Here is a 19799-nt window from a genome sequence, read left to right on the forward strand (position 1 = left end):
TAGTTCAGTCAGTTGTCAATCGGTATACCGATAGGTCGATGCGCTTTGATCTATCGGTGGGCCGGTTGACGGCAGCTGCTATGCGGGAGGAATGATGCCGACGGCGGCCACACGTCCCCTTACGGCTTCCATGAGTTCGGAAATGGATACGTCGGTTTGCAGGTGGCGGGCTTCGTGAAGCGCGCTGGAGATTGCCTGAAGGAGAACGGCGACATGCAGCTCGTCTCGATAAAGACCGTAGAGGTCACTCCAATCGTCGCCAGCCCCGAGCAAGTGGAAGAACAAATACGCGCTGGACTCTGGGTCGAGAAAGTCTGTTGCTACGTACAAGGGCTCAAGACCGGGCACTTGAGCGGGTTCCTGAAGGCCCTCGGCCCAAGCGAGATCGGAGACTTGCTCGTCCGGCAGGTAGCCTTGCCTGTAGTCGATTGCTAGTTGCTCAAGGCGTGCCCGGAAACTGTCGTTGTGGTGACTTGGGGCTGGCGGCAATGGCGGTGGCGGAACCGTGCCTGGCTCGTGAGGAATAAACGATTGGTCAAACACGAAGCGGGTAGTGGGAACGACTGGGGCATCCGGGTGCTTTCGGAGCAGCAGACGTCTCGCCTGTTCCACCCGCTCCCAAGTTTCAGGCAGATCAGGTGCGGCCACGAACGGGTTGCTTATATGGAACCATTTTTCTCCAGGCATACGGGGCGGCCAATCGAGTTCAGCCATCGCGAATGCGAGTAGATTCAGTTGCGCTGCTCGGCTGGCTCCGTTCAGGTGGTTCAAGATCGCAGAGCTGGAATTGCCGTGGGCGCGGATGAGTATCGCCCTGACAGCGCTGCCCAGTGGTGCGTATGAGCTTGGCTTTAACCCTGCAAGCGCGTGCTCCATGAGGACCGCGTTCGCCGCGGCAGCCGTCGCATCCGTGCCTGTGACTGTTGACCAGAATCCCATCGTGGTCGCTCCGTAGTGGGTTCAGTTATGCCGAAGCCTTTCGGCCTGTGGCCTGGCGTTCCATTGCGGCATAGCGTTGCTCTGCATCAAGGGTCGTCACGAGCTGCTGCCTACCCCGGGAAGGGAGGTCCTTGTAGCCCTCAAGAAGCTTGGCCAAGCCGTCATTGAGCAAGAGCTCGAGAGGTTGCTCGGGGATCAGAAGCTGCCAAGCCGGAAGGCCGAAATACGCCGCCAGCTGGGAAATGGTGGAAGCCCGTGGGTTGATTTCCAGCGGGCTGGTCAGATCCAACAAGTTCGACAACGTGCTCTGGCCGACGCCGGCCTTCTTGGAAAGTTGGGCCTGCGATAGCTGATGGTGGTCCATCAACTGCTGCAGGTTCTTGCCCAGGGCGAGCGCAATTTCACGACTTCCGTTCATGTTTAGCAGTTTGCCGATAGCGGTTATCCGTTTGCGGCTTGTGGACCTATCGGTATGCCGATAGCATTGGGCAATGGATGCCCTAACCTTGCTTGAACAAACCAAAGAGCGTCTCCGTCAGCATGAAGGGGATTACGCAGAGATTTCGCGTCGGACCGGGGTCAGCTACAGCTCGTTGGTAAAGCTGGCTCAGGGGCACACCGGCAATCCCACCGTGGATAGCCTGCAGCGGGTAATTGACGCTCTGGATCTATTCGAGGGAGTTCCGCCGCGCGCTGCGCCGTCAGCGGCAACCGCGGAAGCCACGCCCGACCAGGAAGAGGACCCCGACCAACGGCGCATCGTCCCCGTGGAGGAAGCCTGATGGTCATCAAGAACCTCGGCAATCCTCGGGATAGGGCAGGGCAAGGAAGCGGGGCTGCTGCGTGAGCAAGCCACCCTTGGACATCAAGAACCCAACCCTGGCTGCGGCCATCCTTCGCCGGCTTGGGGCCCAGGAGCGCGCGAACCAGTCGCTCGCGCGTCGGGCTGCAGAGCTCGAGCGTCAGGTGGTTGGTCTCCAGCAGGAGGTATCCAAGTTGCGCCGGCGGGAGCTCAGTCGCGCTCCCGCTGTGGTGCTCGGTCCGGATCGCCTCGAACTGGTCGCGTTTGAGGGCGGTCCTTTTGTGGCCGAGCACGCTCTACAAGCGCTCGAGCGCGCTGCAGGCGCACCAGCAGTACATGGAGTTCGGCTAGACATTCCCGCGCGTGAGCCTTTTCTGCAGCGCTGGCGTCGGCGGATCGGACTATTCGCTCGAGCCTCCCAGCGCGCTCCTTCAGCGCCCGCAGCAGCACGGCGGGTTGCGGATGACTGTCAATGAGCAGGGGGAACAGCGCCCGCACGAACCCAAGGCGCGCCACGGCATCGATGTGGATCTCGTCGCTCGCATCTGTCACACGGGCATCCCTGCAGTTGGTATCGCTTCCCATTTTTTCATCGCGCGCCGTGGTCGGTCTGTCCGGCAGCGCCCGACCCGCAGTAGGGCAGCGCCTGACCAGGCGCCCCACAATCAACCACGGACTCCAAAATGACCTGGACAACAGAAGCGTGGCTGCGTGAGGCGCTGGGCGCCCTTAAACGCACCCTCGACGTCGATGCGCGCACCAAGAACGAGATGGTGCAATTCCTGCTGGATGAGGGCTTCTGGGACAAGGAGAAGCTGTCGACGTGGGAAAGCGCGATCGCGAAGTTCAACAGCTGCTTGAACCCCAACAAGTCCGAGTTCTTCAAGGTCGGCGAGCTGTGGGCGCTGTCCAAGCGCTTCGGCCGGCACGAGCTTTTTCTGGCCATGGCCGCTGACCTTGGCTATGAGGTGCGCCGCCTGCCTACGGAGGAGCGCCAGCAGGAGCTGCTGGAGCAGCTCGCATACCTGCAGGTCCAGCACGGAGAAGCCCTCGAGCGGATCAGCACACAGCTCGCTCAGCTTCAGGCTGCTCCGCATGCGCCACCGGCGCTGCCGATCATTCCTGGTCAGCGGCATCACTTCAGCACGCAAGAATGGCCATACGGCACCGGTTCGTCCGTGGTTGCTCGGGATGGGTGCCCCTGATGCGTTCGTTCGTTGCAGCTCGTCCGAGGGGATAGCGGTCGAGCCATGAATTACTACCCGCGATACCCCGCGCATTACCAGACCAAGACCCTGCACCTAACCATGGAGCAGGACGGCGCATACACGCGCCTTCTTGATTGGTACTACGCAAATGAGCGCCCGATTCCGCACGCGCAACGGCACGCCATCGCGCGTGCAATGACGCCGTCCGAACGCCGCGCGACCGACCTGGTGCTTGGGGAGTTCTTCGAGCAGCAGGAGGGGCTGTGGACGCAGTACAGGTGCGAGAGCGAGATCGAAAAGGCCCGACCAAAGATCGACGCGGCCAAAGCCAATGGCAAGAAGGGAGGCCGGCCGCGCAAGCAGGCGGAACCCGGAGCTGGGGAGCGCGCTGGTGTTGGAACTGGGGAGGAAGAAGGAACCCGCAAAAAACCCAATGGGTTTTCGCTGGGTTCTGAAAATGGAACCCATGACGAACCCGGAGCGAAAGCTCCCCAATCCCCAATCCCCATTAATCCTCCAGATACACCTCTTCAAGCACCGGAGATTGCTGAGGGGGCGACCGATGCTGGGCGTGCTTGCCTGCTGATTCGGCAGGTCGGCTGTGTCCACACCAACCCGTCGCACCCCGATCTGCTGGCGGCGCTGGCCGAAGGCGTAACGCCCGAGACCCTCGCGCTAACCGTGGCAGAGGCCATGGAGAAAACGCCCCCAGTGACGAAGCCATTCAACTGGGCGATCGCCACTGCCCGCTCACGCCACGCAGCTGGTGCCAAGCCAGTTGCACCAGGAGTTACCCATGAAGGCCATCGAGAATCTACTGCCGACCGGACGCGCCGACTTGCCGAAGAAGGCGAGCAGCGAGAGCGAGACAGCGAAGGCCGTGTCTTCCACGTCGCGCAGGACGCTGTGGGTGCGCATGGCTGAGATCTACGGCCATCGATGGACAAGCGCGTTTGGCGAGAATCCAGATCAGGGTGCAGCGCTTACGTGGGCAAAAGGCCTTGCAGGCATAACGCCTGCCCAGCTCGCTGATGGTTTGGTCAGTTGTCTGGCAAGTGCGGATCCGTGGCCGCCTACGCTGCCAGAGTTCCGCGCGCGCTGCCTTGGGGTACCAGCCCTTGCTCAGGTGCAGATGGAGCTGAGGTCGTCTGGTGAGCGCAGCGCCTTCTCAATCCTGGTGTGGAGCTGCATCGACAGCTACCGGTACCGGCACGCCTCCACGGACAAAACCGATCGCATGATTCGTGATGCGTACGAGATAGCAAGGGAACGGGTGATGCGTGGCGAAAAGCTCCCGAAGCTGCCTGTCGCAACATTGGCAGGACATGGCAGCGATGCAACGCCTGAGTCCCGCCGCCGAGATCCTGAGGTTGCACGCAACGCTTTTGGGGAGCTGGACGAACTGTTTCGCAGCGCTGGTGCGCAGGTTTCGGAAGGTGTGGCGGCAGCTGAGGTGACCCCATGACCGCTGCGCTTCCACGTATCGAGCTCCAAACGAAGCCCGTAGCGGTGCCAACGGCCGCAGCTGGCTGGTATCTCTGCTACGGGTACGGGATGAAGCCTTTGGTGCTGTACGCCTCCAAAGGCCAAACGGTGTGGCGTGAGGGCGCGCGCCTGATTCCGATTACGCATTACGCCGGTCCACTGCCGGAGGGCAAATGATCAACCAGGACGACCTGAGGCAGTATCACCGCCAGGCCACTATGTACGTGTTGCATTCGAGCCAGAGCATGACCGCGGCCGAAGCGCACGAAGCTGTCACCGGCCTGGCCTTGGCCAAGGGGCATCCAAAGGAATGCGCAGCTATCAGCCCAGCAGGCGTGGCAGGCGTTCTGCGGAGCCTGCAGAACGAAGGCATTGCCGTGCGCGGGCCGGCACGCCAGAACACGCGGCATGGACGCAGCGAACCGACGTGGAGGCTGGAGGACGGCCTGCACATGATCCAACCGCCGACTGCGCCCAGCGGGAGATCGGGTGCCGCTCCCGCCCAGGCTGCGGGCCAGGATCCACTGGCACACCTGTCGCGTGAACAGTTGATGGCCATGATCCTCGTGGGTGACGAGCTGTCCGCAGCTACCGCGCGCTTTCAGGCAGAGGTCGAAGGCATCAAGGACCGGGCAAAGGTGATCCTCGCCGGCGGAGTGCTGTTTTGAGCAATCGCAGTCTCCGATTCAGCAGCGTTGCGGACATGCCGGCTGGGATGCGCGCGCTGTTTGAAGGAAAAGGTGCCCAGCGCCCGGCTGAAGTCGATGCGTCGGCAGCGCCTGGCCAGAAGCGATCGAAGTACGGCAACAAGATCACCGTGGTCGACGGCATCCGATTCGATTCGAAGAAGGAGGCTGCCTATTACGAGCAGCTGAAGCTGCGGCAGCGCGGCGGCGAGGTGCACTTCTGGCTCCGTCAAGTGCCGGTGCATCTGCCGGGCGGTACTAAGTATGTCCTGGACTTCGTCGTGTTCCTGAAGAGTGGTGAAGTGCAGTTCGTCGATGTGAAGGGGCGCGAGACCAAGGAGTTCAGGATCAAGAAGCGAGAGGTCGAGCATCACTACCCTTTCCGGATCCTACTTGCATGAGCGCCGTCGACCTGACCCAGATTCCTCTCGAGCAACTGCTGCAGGAGCTCGCGCGTCGCGCAGGTGGAAGCTACCAGCCGGCTGCTGCCAAGGCTGGCATGCGTCACGAGACGAAGGAGGCCTGGGCTGCAGCCCAGGCAGACAAGTGGCTGAGGAAGCACAACGCTGAGCTGGACCCCAGCGTGCGCGCGAGGCTGCTGGGTGAGGTGGAGAAGTTCAAGCGCCTCGAAGCGCGCTACAAGCTGCAGAGGATCTGACATGGCCCGCAAGAAGATCAAAGCCGAGCCATGGGTGGACGAAGGTCGGGATCCGCTGGAGCTGATCGCCCGCCTATTGGTGGGCGGGAGCTATCGCGTGCCAGTGGAGGGGCGTAGCACACTGCCGCCGCTGGGCAGCTCAGACATAGCCGCCGCTGTGGCGTTGATGCCCAACGCGCTGGAGAAGCATGCGGCGCTGGCCGTGGCCACCCGCGCGGAACGGCCTGCGATCGCGCACTTATCCCTGCTGGCTTATGGGCCCGTGGCCAGCTTGGTCGTCCAGGCCCGACCGCGGCCTTTGGACTTGGCTACGCCGGGGGATCGGTGGCGCCTGCGCCTGGTCATATTCGACGCCGCATACGAACTGGTGTGGCCCGAGCGTCGGCAGACCTGGGCGGCGCTGGCTAAGGCCGCCAAGATGCGCCGAGGAACGTACTGCGATGTGCACCGCGCTGCGACAGCGGTACTGCAGGCCGCGCTCAATGATGGGCGACGGGAGTTTCATGGGCGGCTGTTCATCACCGACTACCGTTGCGACTAGTGCTTTAGCTGCAAGTAAGGGCTTATTGAGTCACTCAGCCGTCTCAGGTCAGCTTGAATGAGCTTGCGTTCCGCGGCTGCGTTAATGCGAGGGTGCTGGTCTTTGACCTTGTCTTGAGTGAGCATCCACTCTATGTGACACGCGATAAGGGTCTCGACCCTAGGAACTAGCGATTTGATCACGTGAACGGACGCAGCGTTGTCGAAGAGCCATGTCAATTCATGCCCAAGCCTTTTAATCCTTGATTCTCTCAGGAGGGCGGCATCGCTCTCGGATATGAGGTCGTCTTTCATCGGGATAGCACATAGTTGTTCCACTGCATCTACCAGTTCACGGTAGGCGGCGAATCGTTTGTCGAAAAGGTCAGCTTTCAGCTTCTTCTGTGCCGTGCGCCACTGCTGCCAGGCGATGTAGCCAACGATGCCTGCCACTGCGATCTGCCCCATCGCCGTGAACAGCCGGATCTGCAGATCCGTCATGCCGAGTACGGTTTCCATTCCTGTTTCCCCTGTTGTCCTGGTGCGATCTTAGCTGCCGTTGTTAAGGTTTGTTAGGGGGTCGCAGGTTTTGAGAATGGGCAGGGCGTTTTGTTACTTTGTATCCGCAGTTGTTCCGCATGAGGAAGAAAATCTCCTCATGAGGAACCGCAGTTGCAACGGGACCGATTGCCACGTAGTTTTTGTCATCGTGGGCACCGGTGTAAGTAGGGTGCCCAGGCACATTGAGGCCGCTGGTTGACCGGGATTGGAGTCCGCGGTTGGCCAGCGGCCTCAACCGTTTGCGGGGTAGAGCAGTCCGGCAGCTCGGCGGTCTCATAAGCCGCAGGTCGCGCGTTCGAATCGCGCCCCCGCTACCACTACGCCGGTTATCACATCCAACAGCACCAGCTGCAGGCGTAAGCCTGCAGGCCTGCCGTGAGGCACGCTGCTGGTTTCCGTCGATGCACGAGCCATGGGGGCTTGGTCGGGCTGGAGGGTGTGCCGGCACCATTAGAGGCAGTGACATGGCATTCGTGCTGAGCAAGCGCAGCTTGCAGCGGCTGGAAGGTGTGCATCCGGATCTGGTCAAGGTCGTGAAGCGCGCAATCCAGCTGACGCCGGTGGACTTCACTGTGCTGGAAGGCCTGCGGATATTGGAGCGCCAGAAGCAACTGGTAGCTGCTGGCGCCTCCAAGACCATGAACTCCCGCCACCTGACGGGCCATGCCGTCGACCTTGGAGCTTACGTCGCAGGGGAAGTGCGCTGGGATTGGCCGCTCTACCACCAGGTTGCTGCAGCCGTGAAGCGGGCAGCGACCGAGGTTGGCGTGCCGATCGAATGGGGCGGTGACTGGCGCACGTTCAAGGACGGTCCGCACTTCCAGTTGCCGTTTGCCAGCTACCCGAAGTGACCGAGGACAGGGGATGAAACTCGAAACTGCAGCTGCGGCCTCGAAGGTCCTGGCGACGGGCGGTGCGACTGCAGGCCTGTTTGGTTTGACGCCGTGGGGCTGGGCCGCCGCGCTGATCGGCGCGGCAATGTCCTACTACTTCGAGCCGGAGCAGACGCCGGACAAGGCGCTGAAGATCGCGTTCGGCATCTTTGCAATGGCGTTCTTCGCCGGCACAGCCGCGGTGCTGCTGCCGCATGTGCCTTGGTTCGGCATCGGGGAAGCCGCAGCCAAAGCACCACCTGAAGCGCTGGCTGGTGCACTGGGCCTGTCGATCCGGTTTCTGTGGGAACAGGGTCGCCGCTGGTTGGGCTCAGCCAAGAAGCCAGCGGCTGGGAGCTGATCATGCAGAACCTGCTGGTGTTGCTGTTCGTGCTTGGCGCTGCTGCAACGATCCTGGCCACCTTGGCCAGCAGCATCATGAGCGTAAGGCCTCGGTGCGTATGCGGGCACGCGCGGCAGCTGGCCAGGCTCTGCGTCGTTGCCGCCTGTGCGCTCGCCATTGCCAGGGCCTTGACTGCACCGGCCACAGTCGCCGGTGATCAGGTCCTGCTGGTTCTGGCCTTGGCAACAATCATGGGGCTGCGTGCGAGATCCGAAGCGCACCGCCAGAACGGCAGACCCTGCTGATGGCCTTCGCTGATCGTTGGGCAGCCTGGTGGGCAGCGTGGAAGTGGGTGCTGCTGCTGGCCGTGTTCCTGGGCTTGTCGGTGTGGCTCAACGTCCACCAGTACGGCAGCAAGCGCGAAGCCGCGGCTGATGCTCGGGCCAAGGCCTACGCGCAAGCCCTGACAGCCACCGGTGAGGTGGCCAAGCGAGCAACCAAGGACAGTGACCAGCTGCTCGACAGGCTGGAACAGATCGCCCAGCGCGGTGAAAGGACGCGGGTTGTCTATCGCGATGCCGCTGCAGCGCAGCCGCTCGCCGAGAACTGTGCTCCGGGTCAGGCCCGGGTCGATGCCATCAACGAGGGCCTTGGGCCCCAAAGCGAGAAACGATGAGTCCGCAACAGCAGGAGCGCTTAGCCGAAGCGCAGATTGAGCAGGCGCAGGCCGGCGCCTTTACCGAACGCTGCAAGGCCCTCATGTACGTGGCCTTCGGTCTGACGGCAATTGCGTTCGCCACCGTGGCGGTGTTGTCGTGAGCTGCCACTACGTTGGCACCAAGATTGTGACGGGCCGGCCAATGACGCGGCAGGCTTACAACGACTACCGTGGTTGGACGTTGCCGGCTGACGAGAATGGCGATGATCCAGGCTATATGGTCGAGTACCTGGACGGCGGCAAGCCGAACCATGCTGACCACGTCGGTTACATCAGCTGGTCGCCGCAAGCGCAGTTCGATGCTGCGTATCTGACGCTGGGCGATATCGGTCACCTACCGCCGCACGTGCAGCGCCTTGTGGCTGAGCTCGAGCAACTGGGCGACAGGATCGACAAGCTCGGCAAGTTCCAAGGCACCGATGTTTACGCGAGCCTGCCCGAGGACGAGCGCAAGGATCTGGACACCCAGGCCAAGTGCATGATCGGCTACTCGAATGTGCTGCTTGGCCGCGTCAATCGCGCCCGCGGCCAGCATGAGCGGGCAGCGCTGACCCAGGCGGATGCCGAGGCCGACGCTGCCGGCGTAACGCGCCCGGACAACCCTGGTCTGAACACCAACACGGTTGCGCTGGAAAAGGCGGCGAGCGTGGGCAAATCCGAGACCGGCGTGGCGATGCAGGCCAAGCCATCGGTCGATATGGCGCAGCAGGTGCGTGATCGTGAAGTCAGTGGTCGGGCGTTGGGAGCTGCGTTGGGTGCTGGCGCAGCCCAATTGAGCATTGGCAGGTTGGTGCACTACGTGCTGAGCCTGGAAGATGCCGCCAAGATCAACGGCGTGCGTACCAACGGTGCGGCGATCCAGGACAGGATCCTCGAGGACAAGTGGTCCATCGGTGCGCAGGCCCACATCGGAAACACGGTCAGCGCCGGCGACGTGCTGCCCGCCATGGTGGTGAGGGTGCTGCCCTGCCAGCAGGCGAACCTGCAGGTGTTTCTGGACGGCAACGACGTGTTTTGGGCTACTTCCAGGGCGGAAGCTGCGCCTGGCCGCACCGAGCCCGGCCGCTGGCACTGGCCGGCGCGCGTCTGACATGCGCTTGGCCGTTCTATCCGTTGTGCTGCTCCTCCTGACAGGGTGGGGCAGCTGCAGCACCAAGCCCGAGGCGGTACCGGCGCTGTGCGATGCGCAGTGCTTCCGGCCGTGCGTGGGTGAGGGTGAGGACACCGGCGTTCGCGTTCTCGGCGATCCAGCAGCGGCGAGCACCTGGGACGAGATCGGCGGTGATGTGAACCAGCAGCTGGCCAACCGGCTGCGCCAGTGCGATGTGCGCCGCAAGGCCTGCGAGCAGTGCTTGCAGCGGCTGGACAAGCAAGACGTCATTCAACTTTGAGCGCCAACGGCGCAGATCAGGAGAAACGAAAGATGAATCACAATTCCGCAGCGGGCTTGTCGGATCCGAAGGCAGTCAGCAAGGTCGATCAAGCAATTTTCGACATCGACCACTTGACCGATGAGCTGAGCAACGTCGCAGGCAAGCTCGAGCGCGATCTGTCTCCGGTGCTGACATCCGCGCCGCCGAGGGCTGGCGAAACCACTGCCAGCGCCAACCTCGATTCCGAGACCGAGCTGCTGACCAAGCTGCATGCACAACGCCGGCGCTTGGAATTGGTGCTGAGCCGCTACCGCGAGCTGACATCGCGCGTGAGCATCTGACGCAGTGAGCAGGACCCCGGCCAGCTTCAGCCTACAGGTGGTGCGCGGCGCCACCTGGGAGGATGACTTCCAGTACCAGGACGACAGCGGGGTGCCGTTTGACCTCACTGGGTACGAGGCCCGCATGCAGGTGCGGACGCTGGATGGTCGGTACGGACTGACGGATGCCGAGACGCTTGTGCTCGAGCTGTCCACCACCGGTGGCGGCCTGTCGGTACCAGACCCCACTGATGGCCGCGTGGTGCTGCTGGTTGAAGCGGCCAATACCGTCGTGCTCAATCCCGACAACCTCAAGAAGAACAAGCTGGCCTACAGCTTGGAGCTCTATAGGCCGGGTGGGCCCGGGCTGGAATACGTGATCCCGCTGGTCGAAGGATCGATCAGCGTCCGCGGCGAGGTCACGCGCTGATGCCGGTGATCGTGTCGAACGGCGGTGCGCCGCGCGTGGTCGTCGTGGCCAAGCGCTCGACCGCGGGAAGCAGCACGGCAAGCACCGACGCGGTGGTAGTCGATCGGCCGGTGCCGGTGATAGCGACCAACGCCGATACCCGAGCGGTGGAGGTTGTTGGCAAGGGTGGTCAGGGCCCGGCTGGGCCCATTGGACCGCCGGGACCAGCTGGGGGCGAGGTTGTTGTGCTGCCGGCTGCGGCTGATATTGGCGGTCACCGCGTGGTGCGCAGCTCGGGCGGCTTTGTTGGCTATGCCGATGCCTACGACCCTGACCATGGCGATGACGTGCTTGGCTTGACGCTGGGCGCGGCGGTTGCCGGCGATGACGTGCAAGTGCAGACGGCCGGCGTGATCACTGAGCCGTCCTGGGCGTGGACACCAGAAGAGCCGATCTTTGCTGGCGCCGACGGCATTCCCACACAGTCAGCACCCACCGACGCGGCATTCCTGCTTGTGATTGGCTTTGCCACCACGGCCACAAGCATGCGCGTGCGCATCGAATCTCCCATCTACACGGACAACTGACCATGGCCGCCCCCCGTTTCCTCGCCAGTGTTCTTGGCCGCATGAAGATGATCGCCACGATCGTAACGTCGGCTGGCGCTGCGGATGCGGAGAAGGTGCCGTCGACCAATGCCAGCGGCGTACTGGATCCCTCGCTGCTCAATGCCGCTACCAGTGGCGCCAACAAGATCCCGATTCTGGGCGCCGATGGGCGCTTAGATCCAACGACTATGCCCGCTGGCATTGGCCAAGACGCGAAGACGCTGCAGGCATCCGAAGCTCTGGCCGCGGGCAACATCGTCAACGTCTGGAACGATGCCGGCACCGCAAAGGCGCGCAAGGCTGACGCGACGGCCGAGGGCAAGGAAGGTGTGGGATTTGTACTGGCTGCCGTCACCAGTGCAGCAAATGCGACAGTGTTCTTTGAAGGCCGCATCACTGGCCTGTCTGGCCTGACCGCCGGCGCGCGGTACTACCTCTCCGCCGCTACACCTGGCGCTTTGGTGCTGGCCGCGAACCTGCCGACGGGAGCCGGCAGCGTGATCCAGTACATCGGCACGGCGGTATCAGCGACCGAGCTCGACTTCGAGCCTGGCGAGCCGGTGACGATCGCCTGACATGGCTGTACGTCGTCCCCTCGTCCTGGTCGCTGGCCGCAAGAAGGAACTCCCTGTCAGCGATACGATCGCGTGGGAGTTGCTGTCTAGCCTTCCTGTATACGTCGATGCTTGGGGCTCGATAAACCCAAGCTCGAAGGCCGATGTTTCCGCGCTGACAAACCTCCCCACACAAACGGGCGACTTTCTCGTCAGCAAAGTGTCTTCGATAATAGGCGTGGGCATTTCCGGTGGCCGTAATGGAGGTCTCGCTAATTACGCGAGCAATGGCATCGGCGATGTTGGAATTTTTGTGGAACATGCAGGCGGCCGAGTCCGATTGCGCCCTGATGGCCGGCTCAGTGCTATCGGCGAACTGATTGCATCCACTACGGGCCTTACTTGGAGCGGCAACACCTGCTACCACGCCGGCAACCATGGTAATACCGGCGACCCGCACACTCAGTACTACCCAAAGCCGACTGGGACGAGCGCGCAATTCTTACGCGGAGACGGTGTGCCGGCCAGCGACATTGCGGGCGACTTCCGGGTGGGTGGAGCCACCCCTTTGTTTGGGTCTGGCAGGGAGTTGGTGGTCAGCGCTGGGATCAGTGGGGACAACATCGCTCACCTGAGCCTGCAAGGATCACGGACGACGGCTGTAGGATCTTTCGCAGTTGTTAATTATTACCACCAGGCTACGCGAGTAGCTGCGCTTGCTGGATTCCGCGATGGTGCAGACGACGCTGGTGGTTTCCAGATCGTTACCAAAGCTGCCGGGGTATCTACTGCCGTCGCCTTGCAGGTGGGCGGAGATCGACACTGGCGTCCTGGGACGGACAATGTGCAGAACGTGGGTGCTCCCGTTGCGCGCATCAAAGAAGTATTCGCAGGTGCAAGCGCGATCAACACTTCGGACGCCCGTCACAAGACGCAGGTACGGGCTTTTACCAACCAAGAGATCGCGGCGGCCATTGCGCTGGGTGATGAGCTCGGTGTGTACCAGTGGCTGGAAGCCATTGATGCAAAGGGAGAGATCGAAGCGCGCTTACACCCTGGCATGACCGTGCAGCGGGCAATCGAAGTGATGGAGTCCCACGGGCTCGATCCGATGCGCTATGCCTTCATCTGCTACGACGAGTGGCCGGAGGTCCCGGAAATCCTGAACTGCTGGTCCTTCCAGCCGCGTGTGGTGGATGACTTCGGTGACCTGGTGCGCGAGCAGGTGGATGCAGGCGTGGAGGTGGTGCAGGAGTACAGGGCCGCCGGTGACCTCTACAGCTTCCGCATGGCGCTGCTGCTGGCTTTCATTGCCGCCGGAGAGCGTGCCGCAAGGTTGGCAGCACTGGCGAACATTGAAGCGCGCCTTGCAGCTGCGGAGCTGGCGCTGGGGCTGGGGGCGTAGGAGTGGCGAAGATCGATGCCGAGACCGGCCTGCTGGACCAGCAGCGCCGATTCGCCGACGAGTACCTGCTCGACTTCAATGGCCGGGCAGCCTATGAGCGCGCTGGATACAAAGCACGCGGCCCGTCGGCAGACGCCGCAGCAGCAAGGCTCCTTTGCAACGCGAAGCTTCAGGCCTATCTGGCAAAGCGGAAGGAGGCGCTGATCGCATCAACCCAAGTTGACCAGGAGGCGGTCCTCCAGCGCTTGGCTTTCATGGCACTGGGCGACATACGCACGCTGTTCGATGCGAATGGGAACCTCAAGCCAATGTGCGAACTGACCCCGGAAGAGGCCAGCCTGCTTCAGGGAATCGAGGTATTCGAAGAGTACGAGGGCCGCGGTGAGGAGCGTCAGTTCGTCGGCGTGACCCGCAAGATCAAGCTGGTGAGCAGATTGGACGCGGTGAAGACCCTCGGCCAGCACTTCGGCATGTTCTCAAAGAAGGTGGAGCACAGCGGGCCGGGCGGCGGTCCCATTCCCGTACACCAGCAGTTGGGCAACTTGCTCGAGGCAATGGATGGATCCGACACCGGTACAGGCCCTGCCAGCTCTCGGGGACGGTAATCGGTGACCGAGCTGACGGACCAGGAGGCGAGCCGCTTCCTCGAAAAGCTGTCTGACCGCTGGTGGCGCCTCAACAACCTGTACTACATCACCGACAAGTACGGTCGGAAGGTGCTGTTCAAGGTGAACGAGGTGCAGGCCGACCTCGATGACAACCTGCACACGCTCAACCTTGTGCTGAAGTCTCGACAGCACGGCATCACCACCTTGGCATGCATACGCGCCCTGGACATGGCGCTGTTCAAGAAGAACACGCAGGCGGGCGTGGTAGCTCACACGGCCGGCGACGCTGCCAAGTTCTTTCGCAAGAAGGTGCTGTATGCCTATGACAACTTGCCGGACTGGTTGAAGGCTGTTCGACCAGCTGTTCGCCGCGACATGCGCGACGGCGTGCTGGAGCTTGCCAACGGGTCGAGCATCGAAGTTTCGGTGTCGCATCGCGGCGGCACGCTGACCTTCCTGCACATCTCCGAGTACGGCCCGCTGTGTGCACAGCGGCCAGAGGCAGCGCAGGAAGTGTCGTCCGGCGCATTGAACGCGATCGCGCCTGGCAATATCGTGATCATCGAATCGACCGCCTACGGCGCGTCGGGCGATTTCTACGATCGTTGCCAGACAGCGATGGAGCTGGACAGACAGGTTCGCGCCGGCACCGCGAAGCTCACGGTGATGGACTACAAGTTCCATTTCTATCCGTGGTTCAGGGACCCGATCAACGAACTGGACCCTGAGGGGGTTCAGCTCGGTGCGGAAGACGAGCTCTACTTCGCCAAGGTCGAGGCGGAGATGAACTACAAGCTCTCTGACCGTCAGAAGGCTTGGTACGTCAAGAAGGCGGGTGATCAGCGCGACAAGATGAAGCGCGAGCACCCGTCGACACCGGAGGAGGCCTTCGAGGCGTCAACCGAGGGCGCTTACTACGGTAAGGAGATGGCCGCGGCCACAAACGAAGGGCGGATCACCTCGCTGCCGATCAACCCGGCAGTGCCGATCCACACTTTCTGGGACATCGGCCGCAGCGACACCACGGTCATCTGGTTCATGCAGGAAAACGGCCCGTGGCTGGACTTCGTGGACTACTACGAAAATTCCGGTTTTGGTGTCTCGCACTACGCCAAGGTGCTGAAGGAGCGCGGCTACCTGTACGGCAAGCACTACTGGCCACACGATGGCGCCAATGAGGACTGGTCGGCCAACGAGAACCGGGTCCAGGTGGCAAACAAACTGGGCATCAAGCCAATCATCGTGGTGCCGCGGATTGATGACATCACCGAGGGCATCGACATGGTGCGCAACATGCTGCCTCGGTGCCGCTTCGACAAGACGCGCTGCGGCCCGCCCAAGGCAGGGAACGGACGAGGTGGCCTCGAGGGCCTGCGCCGGTACCACAAGGCATGGAACGAAAAGACCGAGACCTTCTCGGACATGCCCAAGCATGACTGGGCATCGAATCCGGCCGACGGCTTCCGTCAGGCCGCCCAGGGATACGTCAGCAGTACGGGGCGCCGAGTTGGCGAGAGCCGAGCGCTGAACAACGACAACTGGAGAACCGCATGACCGTTTCAGCGCGCGAGCGTAATCACCCCACCAAAGAGGAGCTCGAGGAGCTGCTGGGCATGCTGCTGGCTGCTGCCGAAGAGGGCCAGCTTGTAAGCCTGACTTTCATGTTGCGGCGCGGGCCGGACGAAACGATGGTCGATTACCGCGGCTGCCAAGAGTTCACCGAGCTGGCCACGCGCACGGTGCGGGAACGGATCGCCCAGGAGGTTCGCTTCACCGACCCGTTGATCGCGCAGCGGATCCACGCGGACCTCATGCGGGAGCGCCACTGATGCAGGACGAGCAGCTCACCCTGCATATCCAGCAGGCGCGTTCATACACCCGCTACCTGCCCGGCGGGGAAAAGCACGGCACCGTGGTCGAGGATCATGTGCTCTCGGCCGATGAGGCCGCTGCAGCTGTGCGTGAAGAGCTTGATGCTGCCTTGCAGCTGCTGGGTGCGCGCGCATGAGCTTGCAGCTAGCGCCTGAGGGCTTTGTGTGGTGCGGCAAGAAGGGAGACCTGTCGCTGTATCTCACCCACATCACCCGCGACGGAGATGACGACGCGGCGCTGTATATCCGCAACGAGAACCGCCGCATCGCCACCGAGGACCCCGTCACAGGAGGTCCTGCCACCGGCTGCCCGGCTTATGTGGTGCCGTTCAGGGACTTCTGGGTGTTCCGACCCGAGGACCGCGATCGCGGTGGCATGCACAGGATCGAAGACATGACCTCGCGCCTGGCCAACGCTTCGGCTGCGCTCTATGGCATCGATGCCGCGCCCTATCGGCACCGGATCCACGACGCGATCCTTGAGTTCTGCGAAGACGTGAAGAACCTGCGTCCGCCGGAAGAGAAGACCCGCGAGCAGTGGCTGGCCGAGATGAGCCGGCTCGGCATGACCGTCAAGATCAACGGACAGGCGGTGAACTGATGCAGACCATCGAGAACGTCCGCAGCCAGCCGGCTCACGTGCCGGGGATGGCTGACTTCGCATCGGTTGCGCCGCCGGAGGCTCCGGAGCATTTCCTCGACTCTCGTGAGTCAAGGCAGGTGCACGCCAAGGTATTGGACTACTACTACTCGGCTCTGGACGCGCACCTGGACAATCGGATCGAGCAGATGCTCGACTACGATTTCTATGACCATATCCAATGGTCTGACGCCGATCGGCAGGTTCTGGCCGCGCGCCACCAGGCGCCGCTGACCTACAACAAGATCAAGATGGCCCTGGACTGGGTTATCGGCACCGAGCGTCGGACCCGCATCGATGGGGTGGTGCACCCGCGCTCGGAGGACGACGTCGAGCTGGCCACCGTCAAGGGCGAGTTGCTCAAGTACCTGAGCGACACCAACCGCGTGCCGTGGGAGCGCTCGTTGGCGTTCAAGGACGCCGCGATCGCCGGTTGTGGCTGGACTGAAGAGTCGATCCGCACAGACCGCTCAGACGAGCCGGTGATGGTCAATCACGTACCGTGGCGGCAGATGCGGCGAGATCCGTGCAGCCGCGCGCTTGATCTGAAGGATTGCAGGTTCGTAATCCGGGAGAAGTTTGCGGACCTAGACTACGCCGAGGCGATGTTCCCGGAGCGGGTCGAGATCGTGAACCGCGCGGCGCGCGATCATTTCGATGGCGACGACGCCGGGTGGGAAGACGAGATCGATCTGCCGCAGGTCTTTCGGCGATATGACAGCCGTGGCCACGAAGTCAGTGGGCGAAGGATCACTGGCCGCACGTCGCTTGATACGCGCAGTCGCTTGCGCGTGCGGCTGCTTGAATGCTGGTTCCGCAAGCCCGTTACGCACCGGCGGATCTGGGGGGGCGACTTTCGAGGGGAGCGGTTCGACCCTGCCGACCAGCAGCACGCCGCTGCCCAAGCCGAGATGGCCGCATCGAGCTCGGAGATCTACTCGATCACGGACGCGGTGGTCGAAGAAATGTGGTGCGCCATCTTCACGGAAGAGGGGCTCTTGCAGCTCAAGCGCAGCCCCTTCGCCCACGGCAACTTCCCGTACACCCCGTACTGGTGCTATCGCCGAAATCGCGATGGTATGGAGTACGGCTTGGTCCGGGGCGTCCGTGACTCGCAGGAAGATCTGAACAAGCGCATGAGCAAGCTCCTGTGGGCGCTCAGCACCAATCAGCTGTTCTACGAGGCAGGCTCGATCGACGAGGACCGTATCGAAGAGGTCAAGCGCGAGCTGGCCAAGCCGAACGGCGTGATTCCGCTGCAGTCCGGCGGCCTGCAGCGAATCAAAGTCGAGCGCAACCTGGACGTCGCCGAGGCCCAGATCAAGCTGCTGGAGCTCGACGCAGCTCACATCCATGACGGCATGGGCGTGAATCGGGAGATGCTGGGCCGGGAGACCAACGCCGCAAGCGGCCGGGCCATCTTGGCCAAGCAGCAAGAAGGTGCGGTTTCGACGGCCGAGCTGTTCGACAATTACCGCCTGGGCATCCAGATCAGCGGCGAGAAGCAGTTGTCGCTGACCGAACAATTCATGACCGAAGAGCGGCAGTTCCGCATTGTGGGCGAGCAGAAGGGCGTGGACTGGCGGGCGATCAACAAGCTGCGCTTGGACACGCTGAACAACGTCTGGGTGGTCGACAACGACATCAGCCGCAATCACGCCGACTTCGTTGTCGACCAGCAGGACTTCCGCGAGACGATGCGTCAGGCCTTCGCCGAGCAGTTCTTCGACATGCTGGGCAAGCTGCCGCCGGATATGTCCATCCAGCTGCTCGACCTCGCATTCGACATGATCGATATGCCGGGCAAGGACGAGGTGGTCAAGCGGATCCGCAAGATCACCGGTCAGACCGAGGACGAGATTGACCCGAACAGCCCAGAAGCGATCGCTCGCAACCAGGCCGAGCAGCAAGAGCGGGACGTGGCGCTGCGCGAGCGCATGGCCAAGGTTGGCCTGGACGAAGCCAAGCGCGAGGAACTCATGGCCAAGGTCAAGAATCTGCAGCTCAAGTCGAAGGGCGACGCGCTCAATCTCGCCGAGCTCCTCGAAATTTTACTCCCCCTTGCTCCGGCGGCTGACCGCCTGATGAGCACCCAATCCCAAGAGGAAAACGCGCATGTCGCAGCCTGATCAGAACGCGGCTCTGGCCGCAAACGAGTTTGAGCCTACCGACGCCGAGCGCCAGTTGCTCGATGAGGCTGCAACTGCTGCAGCTGCCGAAGCTGCGCAGGCCGGTACCGGGGCCGCGGTTGCCGAGGGCGCACCGGCCGCTGCCGGCGCCGTTGACGGTGGTGCTGGCAATGCTGGCGCCGCGCCGACCGATGGCACTGCAGCTGCCGTCGATCCAGCAGCCGCTGCTGCTGCAGCAAACCCAGAGCCGGCGGCTGTGCAGTCGCCGCCGGCCGCTGCTGCGGCACCGGCCCACTTCGTTCCGACCTACACTCCGGAATCGCGCGACTTCAACACCGAGATCTCAGGCATCAACCAGCAGCTGACTAGGCTCAAAGCGAAGTACAAGGCTGGCGACGTCGAGGACGACCAGTACGAAGATCTGTACGAACAGCTGCGCGATCAGCGAAGCGTGCTCGAGCGCGCCCAGGACCGAGCCGAGATTACGGCCCAGCTGAACCAGCAGAACTCGGATCAGTCTTGGGCGTACCTGCAGCGCCAGTTCCTCAGCGATCCCCAGAACGCGGTGATCGCTGCCAGTCCGCTGCTGTTCTCCGCGTGGGCAACCGCCATGGAAGTGGTAGTGAACGATGCGGCGGTGGCCAACGTCCAGCTGACGGACTGGGATGTCCTGACGAAGGCGCGCGAGGAGCTGGTAAAGGCGGGGATGTTGGGCGCGGCAGCTGCGGTGAACCAGCCGCCGGCACCGGTGCCCGACAAGCCCAATCGCGCCGCACCGATCCATCAGGTGCCGCAGACGCTGAGCTCGGTACCGGCTGCTGCGGATCCGTCTTCCCGTGCCACAGTCGATGCTGCCGCTGAGCAGGGCATCGAGGACCTCGAGGGGTATCTGGCCGGTAAGTCCGAAGCAGAGCGCGACCGGATCCTGAAGGATCTGCCGGGCCAGTTCGCGGACGACTGAGGCGCCAATGCCCAAGCTGCACACCACGCTCGAGCCAGGTGACGTCCTGCTGATACCGGCAGGATCCGGGGCCGCGATTACCTTCATCGAGAAGAGCGGACGGCGGTCGCGTGTGATCGTCGAATCGAAC

At 62.7% G+C, this 19799-nt stretch carries 30 protein-coding genes and 1 tRNA gene; 28 read left to right on the forward strand and 3 right to left on the reverse strand.

Features of this window, described 5'->3' with window-relative positions:
• Nucleotides 1-78: 78 nt before the first annotated feature.
• Together QMX78_RS00535 and QMX78_RS00540 are read right to left on the reverse strand one after the other, a co-directional pair.
• Nucleotides 79-714: a hypothetical protein gene (locus tag QMX78_RS00535; protein WP_282265552.1), complete on the reverse strand. Its 636-nt coding sequence runs from the start codon at nucleotides 712-714 to the stop codon at nucleotides 79-81.
• A gap of 250 nt (nucleotides 715-964) precedes the next feature.
• Nucleotides 965-1357, reverse strand: coding sequence for a helix-turn-helix transcriptional regulator (locus QMX78_RS00540; RefSeq protein WP_282265554.1), 393 nt, complete (start codon nucleotides 1355-1357; stop codon nucleotides 965-967).
• Between the two features lie 73 nt (nucleotides 1358-1430).
• Between QMX78_RS00540 and QMX78_RS00545 the strand changes: the two genes are divergently transcribed.
• The 8 genes from QMX78_RS00545 (at nucleotide 1431) to QMX78_RS00580 (ending at nucleotide 6319) form a co-directional block, all read left to right on the forward strand.
• On the forward strand, nucleotides 1431-1721 hold the full coding sequence (locus QMX78_RS00545) for a hypothetical protein (RefSeq protein WP_282265556.1): 291 nt from the start codon (nucleotides 1431-1433) through the stop codon (nucleotides 1719-1721).
• Between the two features lie 703 nt (nucleotides 1722-2424).
• A complete protein-coding gene (locus QMX78_RS00550) occupies nucleotides 2425-2946 on the forward strand; it encodes a phage regulatory CII family protein (protein ID WP_282265558.1) in 522 nt (173 codons plus the stop codon).
• 45 nt (nucleotides 2947-2991) lie between these two features.
• On the forward strand, nucleotides 2992-3873 hold the full coding sequence (locus QMX78_RS00555) for a DUF1376 domain-containing protein (protein WP_282265560.1): 882 nt from the start codon (nucleotides 2992-2994) through the stop codon (nucleotides 3871-3873).
• On the forward strand, nucleotides 3866-4414 hold the full coding sequence (locus QMX78_RS00560; RefSeq protein ID WP_282265562.1) for a hypothetical protein: 549 nt from the start codon (nucleotides 3866-3868) through the stop codon (nucleotides 4412-4414). Before QMX78_RS00555 ends, QMX78_RS00560 begins: the two co-directional genes overlap by 8 nt.
• A gap of 193 nt (nucleotides 4415-4607) precedes the next feature.
• On the forward strand, nucleotides 4608-5102 hold the full coding sequence (locus tag QMX78_RS00565) for a hypothetical protein (RefSeq protein ID WP_282265564.1): 495 nt from the start codon (nucleotides 4608-4610) through the stop codon (nucleotides 5100-5102).
• Nucleotides 5099-5521 carry a DUF1064 domain-containing protein gene (locus QMX78_RS00570; RefSeq protein WP_282265566.1) on the forward strand — a complete coding sequence of 141 codons (423 nt, stop codon included), beginning with the start codon at nucleotides 5099-5101 and terminating at the stop codon, nucleotides 5519-5521. The genes QMX78_RS00565 and QMX78_RS00570 overlap by 4 nt, the downstream gene beginning before the upstream one ends.
• Nucleotides 5518-5778 carry a hypothetical protein gene (locus tag QMX78_RS00575; protein WP_282265568.1) on the forward strand — a complete coding sequence of 87 codons (261 nt, stop codon included), beginning with the start codon at nucleotides 5518-5520 and terminating at the stop codon, nucleotides 5776-5778. Before QMX78_RS00570 ends, QMX78_RS00575 begins: the two co-directional genes overlap by 4 nt.
• A 1-nt stretch (nucleotide 5779) precedes the next feature.
• On the forward strand, nucleotides 5780-6319 hold the full coding sequence (locus tag QMX78_RS00580) for a hypothetical protein (RefSeq protein ID WP_282265570.1): 540 nt from the start codon (nucleotides 5780-5782) through the stop codon (nucleotides 6317-6319).
• Here the strand turns inward: QMX78_RS00580 and QMX78_RS00585 are convergent.
• Nucleotides 6316-6816 carry a hypothetical protein gene (locus tag QMX78_RS00585; RefSeq protein WP_282265572.1) on the reverse strand — a complete coding sequence of 167 codons (501 nt, stop codon included), beginning with the start codon at nucleotides 6814-6816 and terminating at the stop codon, nucleotides 6316-6318. The genes QMX78_RS00580 and QMX78_RS00585 overlap by 4 nt on opposite strands.
• Before the next feature lie 282 nt (nucleotides 6817-7098).
• Here QMX78_RS00585 and QMX78_RS00590 point away from each other — a divergent pair.
• The 20 genes from QMX78_RS00590 (at nucleotide 7099) to QMX78_RS00685 (ending at nucleotide 19669) form a co-directional block, all read left to right on the forward strand.
• A tRNA-Met gene (locus tag QMX78_RS00590) sits at nucleotides 7099-7175 on the forward strand.
• A gap of 147 nt (nucleotides 7176-7322) precedes the next feature.
• On the forward strand, nucleotides 7323-7709 hold the full coding sequence (locus QMX78_RS00595) for a M15 family metallopeptidase (RefSeq protein WP_282265574.1): 387 nt from the start codon (nucleotides 7323-7325) through the stop codon (nucleotides 7707-7709).
• A 13-nt stretch (nucleotides 7710-7722) separates the two neighbouring features.
• On the forward strand, nucleotides 7723-8091 hold the full coding sequence (locus QMX78_RS00600) for a hypothetical protein (RefSeq protein WP_282265576.1): 369 nt from the start codon (nucleotides 7723-7725) through the stop codon (nucleotides 8089-8091).
• Between the two features lie 2 nt (nucleotides 8092-8093).
• A complete protein-coding gene (locus QMX78_RS00605; protein ID WP_282265578.1) occupies nucleotides 8094-8378 on the forward strand; it encodes a hypothetical protein in 285 nt (94 codons plus the stop codon).
• Nucleotides 8378-8749, forward strand: coding sequence for a hypothetical protein (locus QMX78_RS00610; protein WP_282265581.1), 372 nt, complete (start codon nucleotides 8378-8380; stop codon nucleotides 8747-8749). Before QMX78_RS00605 ends, QMX78_RS00610 begins: the two co-directional genes overlap by 1 nt.
• Nucleotides 8746-8892, forward strand: coding sequence for a hypothetical protein (locus QMX78_RS00615; protein ID WP_282265582.1), 147 nt, complete (start codon nucleotides 8746-8748; stop codon nucleotides 8890-8892). Before QMX78_RS00610 ends, QMX78_RS00615 begins: the two co-directional genes overlap by 4 nt.
• A 41-nt stretch (nucleotides 8893-8933) precedes the next feature.
• The gene (locus QMX78_RS00620; RefSeq protein ID WP_282265584.1) at nucleotides 8934-9881 is read left to right on the forward strand and encodes a hypothetical protein; all 948 of its coding nucleotides are present in this window, start codon (nucleotides 8934-8936) and stop codon (nucleotides 9879-9881) included.
• 1 nt (nucleotide 9882) lies between these two features.
• Nucleotides 9883-10182, forward strand: coding sequence for a hypothetical protein (locus QMX78_RS00625; RefSeq protein WP_282265586.1), 300 nt, complete (start codon nucleotides 9883-9885; stop codon nucleotides 10180-10182).
• Between the two features lie 32 nt (nucleotides 10183-10214).
• Nucleotides 10215-10505 carry a hypothetical protein gene (locus QMX78_RS00630; RefSeq protein ID WP_282265588.1) on the forward strand — a complete coding sequence of 97 codons (291 nt, stop codon included), beginning with the start codon at nucleotides 10215-10217 and terminating at the stop codon, nucleotides 10503-10505.
• 4 nt (nucleotides 10506-10509) lie between these two features.
• On the forward strand, nucleotides 10510-10914 hold the full coding sequence (locus QMX78_RS00635; RefSeq protein WP_282265589.1) for a hypothetical protein: 405 nt from the start codon (nucleotides 10510-10512) through the stop codon (nucleotides 10912-10914).
• Nucleotides 10914-11480: a hypothetical protein gene (locus QMX78_RS00640; RefSeq protein WP_282265590.1), complete on the forward strand. Its 567-nt coding sequence runs from the start codon at nucleotides 10914-10916 to the stop codon at nucleotides 11478-11480. Before QMX78_RS00635 ends, QMX78_RS00640 begins: the two co-directional genes overlap by 1 nt.
• A 2-nt stretch (nucleotides 11481-11482) precedes the next feature.
• The gene (locus tag QMX78_RS00645; RefSeq protein ID WP_282265591.1) at nucleotides 11483-12076 is read left to right on the forward strand and encodes a hypothetical protein; all 594 of its coding nucleotides are present in this window, start codon (nucleotides 11483-11485) and stop codon (nucleotides 12074-12076) included.
• A 1-nt stretch (nucleotide 12077) separates the two neighbouring features.
• The gene (locus tag QMX78_RS00650; protein ID WP_282265592.1) at nucleotides 12078-13460 is read left to right on the forward strand and encodes a tail fiber domain-containing protein; all 1383 of its coding nucleotides are present in this window, start codon (nucleotides 12078-12080) and stop codon (nucleotides 13458-13460) included.
• 2 nt (nucleotides 13461-13462) lie between these two features.
• Nucleotides 13463-14065, forward strand: a complete 603-nt coding sequence (locus tag QMX78_RS00655) for a terminase small subunit (protein WP_282265594.1) — start codon at nucleotides 13463-13465, stop codon at nucleotides 14063-14065.
• Nucleotides 14066-14068: 3 nt separating this feature from the next.
• The gene (locus QMX78_RS00660) at nucleotides 14069-15622 is read left to right on the forward strand and encodes a DNA packaging protein (RefSeq protein ID WP_282265596.1); all 1554 of its coding nucleotides are present in this window, start codon (nucleotides 14069-14071) and stop codon (nucleotides 15620-15622) included.
• Complete coding sequence (locus QMX78_RS00665; protein ID WP_282265598.1) at nucleotides 15619-15897, forward strand: hypothetical protein; 279 nt, start codon at nucleotides 15619-15621, stop codon at nucleotides 15895-15897. Before QMX78_RS00660 ends, QMX78_RS00665 begins: the two co-directional genes overlap by 4 nt.
• Nucleotides 15897-16076, forward strand: a complete 180-nt coding sequence (locus QMX78_RS00670; protein WP_282265600.1) for a hypothetical protein — start codon at nucleotides 15897-15899, stop codon at nucleotides 16074-16076. Before QMX78_RS00665 ends, QMX78_RS00670 begins: the two co-directional genes overlap by 1 nt.
• A complete protein-coding gene (locus QMX78_RS00675; protein WP_282265602.1) occupies nucleotides 16073-16540 on the forward strand; it encodes a hypothetical protein in 468 nt (155 codons plus the stop codon). Before QMX78_RS00670 ends, QMX78_RS00675 begins: the two co-directional genes overlap by 4 nt.
• Nucleotides 16540-18708 carry a hypothetical protein gene (locus tag QMX78_RS00680; RefSeq protein ID WP_282265604.1) on the forward strand — a complete coding sequence of 723 codons (2169 nt, stop codon included), beginning with the start codon at nucleotides 16540-16542 and terminating at the stop codon, nucleotides 18706-18708. Before QMX78_RS00675 ends, QMX78_RS00680 begins: the two co-directional genes overlap by 1 nt.
• Nucleotides 18695-19669 (forward strand): hypothetical protein, encoded by a 975-nt coding sequence (locus QMX78_RS00685; protein ID WP_282265606.1) that lies wholly within the window; start codon nucleotides 18695-18697, stop codon nucleotides 19667-19669. Before QMX78_RS00680 ends, QMX78_RS00685 begins: the two co-directional genes overlap by 14 nt.
• Nucleotides 19670-19799: the final 130 nt, after the last annotated feature.

The sequence above is a fragment of the Stenotrophomonas sp. PS02298 genome, from assembly GCF_029959445.1.
In the GTDB taxonomy this organism is placed as follows: domain Bacteria; phylum Pseudomonadota; class Gammaproteobacteria; order Xanthomonadales; family Xanthomonadaceae; genus Stenotrophomonas.